Source organism: Erwinia sp. (assembly GCF_031978025.1).
Lineage (GTDB): Bacteria > Pseudomonadota > Gammaproteobacteria > Enterobacterales > Enterobacteriaceae > Erwinia.
In genome coordinates, this window is record NZ_DALZCD010000188.1 from 1 (window position 1) to 8,595 (window position 8,595).

Below are 8,595 nucleotides of genomic sequence, written 5' to 3' on the forward strand. Positions count from 1 at the left end.
GTGAGCCACAGCTGGAAGCTGGACGAACGCTGCCGGGAACTGCTTAACAGCGCCTGCCTGATACATGAAATCGGCCTCAGCGTCGATTTTAAGCAGGCACCGCAGCATGCGGCCTATCTGGTCCGCCATCTCGATCTGCCTGGTTTTACGCCTGCACAGAAAAAGCTGCTGGCTACGCTACTGCAAAACCAGGTCAACGGTATCGATCTGGCGCTGCTTAGTCAGCAAAATGCCGTGCCGCCGCGCATGGCGGAAAGAATGTGTCGACTGCTGCGCCTGGCGATTATTTTCGCCAGTCGTCGCCGTGACGATACGTTGCCTGCGGTGCGGCTTCATGCCGACGACGATGCGCTGCAGCTGACGTTGCCGGACGGCTGGCTGGAAGCGCATCCGCTACGGGCCGAACTGCTGGAGCAGGAAAGCCACTGGCAGAGCTACGTGCACTGGTCGTTGACCATCAGCTAAGAAAACAGGGGGCAGCTCATGCCCCCTTGCTTTATCTGAAGCTATCCGGCATTTTTCGCCTTGTCCAGCATTGCCCGAAGTCCCGCCACGCGGCTTTGTCCGGTTTGCATCCGCTGTTCCGGGCTCACTACCTTGCGTACCGTTTCCCAATTAAGATCGTCCTGCGGCAGCTCCAGCAGAAAGCGGCTTGGCTCCGGTCGAATCGCTTCACCATACTGACGACGCTCGCGACACAGCGTAAAGGTCAGCTCTTTTTGCGCACGAGTAATACCGACATAGGCCAGCCGACGCTCTTCTTCAACATTGTTTTCATCAATGCTGCTCTGATGAGGCAACAGCCCTTCTTCCATGCCGACCAGATACACATAGGGAAACTCCAGCCCTTTCGAGGCGTGCAGCGTCATCAGCTGTACCTGATCCGTCTCTTCGTCGCTTTCGCCGCGTTCCATCATGTCGCGTAACGTAAAGCGTGTGACGACCTGCGTCAGCGTCATCGGCTCGTCGATATCGCTGCCTTCCAGCATTTCAGTCATCCACTGGAACAGCGTATTGACGTTTTTCATGCGCATTTCGGCGGCTTTCGGACTGGCGGAGGTTTCAAACAGCCAGCTTTCATAATCAATACCGCGAATCAAATCACGCACGGCGGCCACCGGCTCCCGCTCCGCCAGCTGCGCGACTTCCCGCAGCCAAAAGGTAAAGCGCTGGAGCGATTCCAGCCCGCGCCCGTTCAACGTCTGACCCAGGCCCATATCAAAACTGGCGGTGAACAGGCTTTTATTACGCTGCATCGCCCATTCCCCCAGCTTACGCAGCGTGGTGGGGCCAATTTCACGCCTTGGCGTATTGACGATGCGCATAAAAGCACTGTCGTCATCGGGGTTGGTCAATATGCGTAGATAAGCCAGCAGGTCTTTGATTTCCGGCCGCGAAAAGAAGGATGTACCGCCAGAGATGCGATAAGGAATGCGGTTTTGCATCAGCATTTTTTCAAACACGCGCGACTGGTGATTGCCGCGATAGAGAATGGCGTAATCTTTATACTGCGTCTTGTTGATAAAATGATGCGCTATCAGCTCGCCCGTCACGCGTTCGGCTTCATGATCTTCATGGTTGGCCGTCACGACCTTCAGTTCCGCACCGTAGCCCAGCTCTGAGAACAGGCGCTTTTCAAATACGTGCGGATTATTGGCGATCAAAATATTGGCCGCTTTCAGGATACGTTCGGAAGAACGGTAGTTTTGCTCCAGCTTAATCACCTGCAGTGCCGGAAAATCCTCTTTCAGCAGCACCAGATTCTGCGGCCTCGCGCCTCGCCAGGAATAGATGGACTGATCGTCATCGCCTACCACCGTAAAACGGGCGCGCGCGCCAACCAGTAGCTTAACCAGCTCATATTGACTGGTGTTGGTGTCCTGGTACTCATCCACCAGCAGATAGCGAATACGCTGCTGCCAGCGCTCACGCACTTCCAGATTGCGCTGGAACAACAGCGTCGGCAGCAGGATCAGATCGTCAAAATCCAGCACGTTACAGGCTTTCAGATGCTGGTCATAAAGGCTGTAGCAATGGGCGAAGATTTTATCGCGTTCGGATTGTGCCGCCGCAGCGGCGTGCGCAGGATCCAGCAGATCGTTTTTCCAGTTCGAGATCGTAGAGGTCAGCTGTTGCAGCAGATTTTTATCGTTTTCCAGCCACTCTTCGGTCAACTCTTTCAGCAGCGCCAGCTGATCCTGATCGTCAAACAGCGAGAAGTTGGACTTCATGCCCAGCGCGGCATATTCGCGTTTGATAATTTCCAGACCCAGCGTATGAAAGGTGGAGATCATCAGACCGCGAGCTTCTTTGCGTCCCAGCGTTTGCGCCACGCGCTCTTTCATCTCGCGCGAAGCTTTATTGGTAAAGGTCACCGCCGCAATATGGCGAGCCTGATAACCGCATTCGCGGATAAGGTGGGCAATTTTGTTGGTGATCACACGCGTTTTGCCCGAGCCTGCACCTGCCAGCACCAGACAGGGCCCGGTGACGAATTCGACGGCGTGTTGCTGACCTGGATTAAGACGCATAGGGGTTTACTCGATGAAATGACAGAGGGAAAGAAATCACAGCGTGGTAGTATAGCCAGCAGCATCCATACGACTCAAGGTACGATCATGGCAAAAAACGCAGCAGCACTCCATATCCTTGTAAAGGAAGAGAAACTGGCTCAGGATCTTCTGGCACAGCTGGAACAGGGCGCAGATTTTGAAAAACTGGCGAAAAAGCATTCTATTTGCCCGTCAGGCAAAAAAGGCGGCCACTTAGGCGAATTCAAACAGGGCGCGATGGTGCCGGCTTTCGATAAAGTGGTGTTCTCCTGCCCGCTTATCACGCCTTATGGCCCGCTGCACACGCAGTTCGGCTATCACATCATCAAGGTGCTGTACCGCAACTAAGCCGCTCTTGTCACCGCTTCCGCCTGCCGTTGTGCCTGCGGAAGCGGTTTTACATCCCTTCTGCATTCCAGTCCTTTCCAGCGTTTACTTTATAAGCCCGCTCTTTTTGACGAAATAACGTACAAGCCCTGATCAACTGGCCGCACTTGCCGCATTCGTGACGTGAGTTATGGCAGGATGAGCGCAAGCAACCTTAAACGGGCTGACGGTGAAACGCGAGTTAGCAGCTACCGTGTTAAGTTCAGTGCGTATCGCTGAAAGTTTTGATTAACCCCCCCTAAGCGCAGCAGTAAGCTGCTCCCGCTAAGGCCCCGGAAATCACGCCCTTCACGTCGCAAGCGCTGTGCAGCCCGCTCACCGGAGTTAAAAGGGGTTACCTGACTTTATTCATTGCTAATAGTTGGTTTAGGCTGTTCAGAGAAAGGTATGGAATGGCAGGATTTATACGCCTGTAACCGGCTGCGCCGGGCGTACAGCCCCGTTTAGCATCAGGTTATCCTCAGCGACATCTGGCGCCTCCATGCCGCTAAAGCGGCATTCAGGGACTGGCTATGCATTGCTCGGGATTTTAGTGCACTGCGAGGAACAGATAATCGGCAAAACTGAATGTCCGCTTTGTGCCAAGAGCGGACGTTCAAGTAAACATAGAAAACAGCACTATCACAGGAGCTGTCCATAATACCAACGCTCTCCGGTGAACCATTCATCACGATCCTCACTCCCATAATATTCGAGCGTAATACCCAGTTCCTGTACATTAGCTGGAAGAATGAGCCCCCACTCAGCAGCCAGGCTGCGCTCTTTAATCAAAGCGGAGGCACCATTTTCAGAACGGTTTTCAGTAATAAAGCCTTGGTAATAGTCTTCTGATCGATAGAGACAGATTTCGCTTGTAAACATATCCGGAAGGCATATAACCGCAGTAATCCGGGGGCTGTAATTCATACCAGCAGTTGCCGTTATAAGATTTGAACAAGCATTAATCATGGCTTGCGCGCAATCTGCTTTGGTTTTAAGTGTGCTGTACCTTCCCTCAACAAGATTAATCTCTACTGGGATTTTGAAATTCCAGTAATGCTCATCTTCTGAAAACACGCTTCGTTGAGGGTTATGAAATGTACCAGCCCAACGGTTAAGAGCTTTTAAGCGGCGTGGAATATTTCTGACTTTAGTTCGATGATCTCTGTTAAGCCGTCTGCTCATGAGTATTTTAATTTTCACCCTTTCAAATGATTTAAGCTGTGTACAACTAACTGTTAAGCATTAATGTAACTCACCCTTCTCGATTTGAAACGCCTTATGGCCGCTTTTCGCTCATGGGAGTCCCTCAGCATCAAGTCCCCTTCCGCTTTGTATCAAGAGCGGACAAAGCTGACAATACCGGTCGTTGGTTTGCCACTACAGGCTGCGTCATGACATTCGCTACATGTCTGCTAATATTCAGATATTTACTGATGCTACTGGGCGATGCTGACATGCCTCAAATCACCCTTCATATTCTGAATGCTCAGAAAAAACTTACCGCTCACTGTGAATGGCTTCAGACCTGTTTGACTGATACCTACGAAAAAGCCAAAAGGCTGATGCCGATTCCTTCACTGGATGTGGTTGTTCAGGCCGGGAAGTTTGTTACCCCAGAAAAGGGGCATGCCGGTTTTTGTCCTGAAGCTGGCATTGTCTATATAACTGTCCAACCTGAAAACCCTGCATTCTTCAAAAATGATGCGCACTCTATTGAACGCATGTTTGCTCATGAACTGCACCATGCTGCGAGGTGGGCGGGGCCAGGATACGGATCAACCTTGGGAGAGGCGCTAGTCTCTGAAGGACTTGCAGGGCATTTCTCTCTTGAGCTTTTTGGAGGTGAACCTGAACCCTGGGAAAGCCTCAAGTCAGATACTTTCCAGTGCTATGCTCTACAGATACATGATTACTGGCATCGTAATGATTACGATCATAATGCCTGGTTTTTCGGAACAGGGGATTTACCAAGGTGGCTGGGATATACCGCGGGATTCAACCTGATTTCCAGATATCTTGCTGCATCTCCACAATTGAAAGCTTCAATGCTGGTGAACATAAATGCTGAGGAATTAAAGCATTTTATATGGCGTTCAGATACTTCATTTATCTAAAACCGTTATTCTACTCTTGGGCAGAAGCTGGATAGTCCGCTACTCGCACAAAGCGGACATTTCCAACATTTGCATGTACCAATCCGTGGGAAAAAATTTCACTGCATAGTCCTATAGATATACCGGAATCATCAGGGGTATTTTTCAGGGTTTGGGCAGGGGAAAACGCCGCACGATCGCGCTGAAGGGCCCTACGGTAGCACCGGGAACATATGTTATGATAAATAGCCTATCTACCTGGACTACTAATATGAGAAAAATATTTTTATTACTTTGCCTCTTTCCGACATTAGCTCTCGCAGAAAGCTATGATGCTGCTGTTACAGATATCTGTGGTAAACCCCCAAGGCGGGATGAGGTAATGAAAGAATTGAGCATAAAGCCTTTGGATCTGACAATAAAAATACCTGAAAACTTCACCAAAATGCCAGATCTGTTAGCGGACATTAAATATCCATCTTTAAAAAATAAGCCTAAATTCATTTATTCTAACGATGATGGGGCAGTGTCGTTGGGGTTAACTGAAAAAGCCTCGTCGGGTCTAGTCGATATTGATGTGGTAAAAGATGGGATGTTGGATCTTGTGAAAGCTCTAAAGCCAAAGGCGTTATCATTGACTATAGATGGGAACAAGGCTTGGCTGGTTGTTTTTAATTCACCAGCCAGAGATGGCAACATATTGAATATACAATTATTTACCATGACAGATACAAAGTTTGTAGTAGGCGCATTCAACATGACAGATAAGTACATCAATCAATATTGCGATGTTGGAGTTTTATCTTTGATGTCTTTGAAAGAGACATCGCGTTAAATTCAGGCAAAAATCACCTAATGCCCTCGTGAGGGATATATAAAAATCACGGGGGAGCAAAGCATCTTTCATTTAGCTAGCCTTTTTGTCCCTCGCCCTGTAAAAAATTTGTTTATTCAGGCGAAGTGTCCGGTTTCCAGCAATAACACTTCGTCGCGCTCTGCTGCCTTTTCTGCTCATCTTATTAGACGCTGGTTATCTTACTGCGAGACGGGATAGAGCTTAACTGTTTGGCGCTTAAGTTACGTCCCCATCGCTTGCCTGTTTATCCTGCCGAGGCAGAAGCGATGCGTTACGGTAAGTGCGAGTGACCGGCAGTGTCTCGTGAGAAAGAACGGAAACTCTACTCAATGTACTGGCTGAAACGCAGAAGGTAGCCATCCGGGTCCTGCACGAGAAACTCTCGCTGGCAGGCAGTCGTTTCTCCTGTACTGTAGTAGTTATCGCAGAGATTCCGATACCGTGTTACGCCATGAGCTTTTACACGAGCGAATATCTGTTCAATGTCGTCCACTTCTATCTGAAAATTAATGCCACGTCCCAGCGGCCTGGCGAGTTCTGCCGTATTCCATCCGCCCGGATGATACTGTTCAAGCATCAGTTGCGCCTCACCGAGGTTGATATAAGCAAAATCTGGCTCTGTGCGTCTGATCATGACACTGAAACCAAGCACTCCGGTGTAGAAGTTCAGGGAGGCTGGAAAATCCGTTACGGTCAACTCGGGAACTATGCGGTTCCAGTAAGGCTCGTTGTCAGTCATATTTTTATCCTTTTTGACTAACTCAGCATACACCAGATGGCTGGTGCAGGGCTCGTGGCCCAGATGTTATGGTAAATACATTCAATTACAGCCAACTGAAAAAGGAGTGCGCGTGCGGGCAGAAATGAAGGATAAGATCATCAGGATATGTGATGCAAAAATCACGGCCAAGGGTACCGGTGTGGGGCTGTCATTTTATGCCTTTTTTGCGAACAAAAATGATGATCCTGAGCTGCTGATGGAGGTTGCACACTGGTGGATTATGGAGATGAAACTGGACCACTTTGAGAAAGCTGAAAAGATAAAATTACTTGTATCAACCATGTAATCAGCCAGGCAGCGCCATCTGGTTGATGAAGTACGCTGCCCGGATGTTATGGTAAAAACGAGCGGCCGGCAGGTACAAAAAATCCTCGAAGGGCTTTGACGCATTAGATTATTTCTGTTAGTGACCTATTCTTATAAATAATCGATAGGCCCGCTGAATGCGGGCTTTCATAGATATCACACTCAAGGAATATCATAGCTATTAATGCTAAGCTTTCGTCCGTTACCAGGACTCATTCAATTCCCATTAAATTAATCTCATCTATGCGTCTTTTATTCATGTTTAATTCACAACTTGTTTGAGCCTCCCCTAAGTGTTGTGAATTTTGGATTGTCCAGAGAGCTACGGTGCAATAATCTTCTCTATAATCAGTCCATTTTTTTTGGTTTTCAATAAATAAATTTATGGCATCGTCCTTTTCTTTTTTACTGCCCATCCATACATTATCTAAATTAGATTCTTTTATTTCATTTAATTTTTTGATATATGCATCTTTTAATAATGACTCTGATTTATATGTAATATCATCCAGGCACTCTATGTTGTTACTTTTATATTTATTTATACAATCAACCACTGATTGATTTCTTCCTATTGTTTTAATTTTTTTTATATCAGATGCACCAACTGACGCTGATGTAAGTAGAACTAGTGTTATTATCAAAAAACGTATCATTTTAGGTTCCTTAGACGAGATTTTAGCCGTTCGGGATATCGCTTCTCATGTGGGTCTTCTGATATGTTATCTGCGATATCCTCTCTGCTGCCACCGCGAGCAATCAACTCGATTAATGGGCGAAGTCCGGGTATGCCCTGATATACTATATCAACGTAAGTTTCTTTTATTTTTTCATCTATACTATCCCAATGTAAAGCATTAGATATATGTCGTGATTGACGAAAATAAACACCTTTTGCGTAGTCTTTCTTTAGTTTATAAGAGATGGAGAATAATTTAATTTGCTGTTGGTGGGTTATCTCACCCACTAAATAACCGTAATTTTTTATAAATGTTTTGGCCGCGTTACCAGATAACCCATGAGCTTTAGAGCAAATAACCGATTTATATTCCTCTATACCTGATGATATGAAATGAGACAGTATTTCACGTGATGACCTTTCCTTCATATCGTAACCTCGTCCTAGTGTTACGCCAGAGTATATATCTGGACAGTGTAAAATACGGGAAAAGTTTTTTGTATTAGTCGGTTGATTGAATGGTTCAACGGCAGTTATATAATCAATCCCTTCAGCATCAAAGGTTATTTGACCTTCATTCACACGAAGTTGTACTGCTACATGGCGGGGGCGCCAGTGTGGTGCAATAGAACGACTGAACATGGTAAAGAACCAAGTTTCCTGAGGGTGCACTAGCCCAGAGGATGACATATTCAGCAGTTTCTGATACCAGCGGATGGCTGCTTCGGTTTCAAGATCGCTACGGCCTGTAATTCTTACATGATTTCCGGAAATTTTATTGTATCCGGCATTAATGATCATTTTTTGAAGATTTTTTACATCATCGGGATTGTTAGTACCGAATACACCAACGGAACCGGACGGACAGAATACACGGGGTGGGTGATATGACATGCTAATTCTCCTTGCCACCTGACTAATTGATGGCCGCGTTTATAATGCATATTTTTCGTTTGCAT

Annotated in this window: 9 protein-coding genes and 1 pseudogene; 5 read left to right on the forward strand and 5 right to left on the reverse strand. The window is 47.2% G+C overall.

What is annotated here, in order from left to right; genetic code table 11:
* Window positions 1-465 (forward strand): annotated as a pseudogene (locus RTK32_RS14830) (guanosine-5'-triphosphate,3'-diphosphate pyrophosphatase); the annotation flags it as partial.
* A 41-nt stretch (window positions 466-506) separates the two neighbouring features.
* Here the strand turns inward: RTK32_RS14830 and rep are convergent.
* Window positions 507-2,531 (reverse strand): DNA helicase Rep, encoded by a 2,025-nt coding sequence (gene rep / locus RTK32_RS14835; RefSeq protein WP_312045305.1) that lies wholly within the window; start codon window positions 2,529-2,531, stop codon window positions 507-509.
* A gap of 87 nt (window positions 2,532-2,618) precedes the next feature.
* Here rep and ppiC point away from each other — a divergent pair, with 87 nt between their 5' ends.
* The gene (gene ppiC, locus RTK32_RS14840; RefSeq protein ID WP_312045307.1) at window positions 2,619-2,900 is read left to right on the forward strand and encodes a peptidylprolyl isomerase PpiC; all 282 of its coding nucleotides are present in this window, start codon (window positions 2,619-2,621) and stop codon (window positions 2,898-2,900) included.
* A gap of 660 nt (window positions 2,901-3,560) precedes the next feature.
* Here ppiC and RTK32_RS14845 read toward each other — a convergent pair.
* Window positions 3,561-4,103, reverse strand: a complete 543-nt coding sequence (locus RTK32_RS14845; RefSeq protein ID WP_312045309.1) for a DUF3916 domain-containing protein — start codon at window positions 4,101-4,103, stop codon at window positions 3,561-3,563.
* Window positions 4,104-4,354: 251 nt separating this feature from the next.
* On the opposite strand from RTK32_RS14845, the gene RTK32_RS14850 reads away from it, so the two are divergent.
* Window positions 4,355-5,035 carry a DUF2268 domain-containing putative Zn-dependent protease gene (locus tag RTK32_RS14850; protein ID WP_312045311.1) on the forward strand — a complete coding sequence of 227 codons (681 nt, stop codon included), beginning with the start codon at window positions 4,355-4,357 and terminating at the stop codon, window positions 5,033-5,035.
* Between the two features lie 250 nt (window positions 5,036-5,285).
* A complete protein-coding gene (locus RTK32_RS14855) occupies window positions 5,286-5,849 on the forward strand; it encodes a hypothetical protein (RefSeq protein WP_312045313.1) in 564 nt (187 codons plus the stop codon).
* A 343-nt stretch (window positions 5,850-6,192) separates the two neighbouring features.
* Here the strand turns inward: RTK32_RS14855 and RTK32_RS14860 are convergent, their stop codons facing one another.
* Entirely contained in the window at window positions 6,193-6,609 is a 417-nt protein-coding gene (locus RTK32_RS14860) for a VOC family protein (RefSeq protein ID WP_312045315.1), read from the reverse strand.
* Window positions 6,610-6,721: 112 nt separating this feature from the next.
* On the opposite strand from RTK32_RS14860, the gene RTK32_RS14865 reads away from it, so the two are divergent.
* A complete protein-coding gene (locus tag RTK32_RS14865; RefSeq protein WP_312045317.1) occupies window positions 6,722-6,937 on the forward strand; it encodes a DUF6500 family protein in 216 nt (71 codons plus the stop codon).
* A 232-nt stretch (window positions 6,938-7,169) separates the two neighbouring features.
* Here the strand turns inward: RTK32_RS14865 and RTK32_RS14870 are convergent, their stop codons facing one another.
* Together RTK32_RS14870 and RTK32_RS14875 are read right to left on the reverse strand one after the other, a co-directional pair.
* Window positions 7,170-7,613 carry a lysozyme inhibitor LprI family protein gene (locus tag RTK32_RS14870; RefSeq protein WP_312045319.1) on the reverse strand — a complete coding sequence of 148 codons (444 nt, stop codon included), beginning with the start codon at window positions 7,611-7,613 and terminating at the stop codon, window positions 7,170-7,172.
* Window positions 7,610-8,530 carry a peptidoglycan-binding protein gene (locus tag RTK32_RS14875; RefSeq protein ID WP_312045321.1) on the reverse strand — a complete coding sequence of 307 codons (921 nt, stop codon included), beginning with the start codon at window positions 8,528-8,530 and terminating at the stop codon, window positions 7,610-7,612. The genes RTK32_RS14870 and RTK32_RS14875 overlap by 4 nt, the downstream gene beginning before the upstream one ends.
* Window positions 8,531-8,595 lie beyond the last annotated feature (65 nt).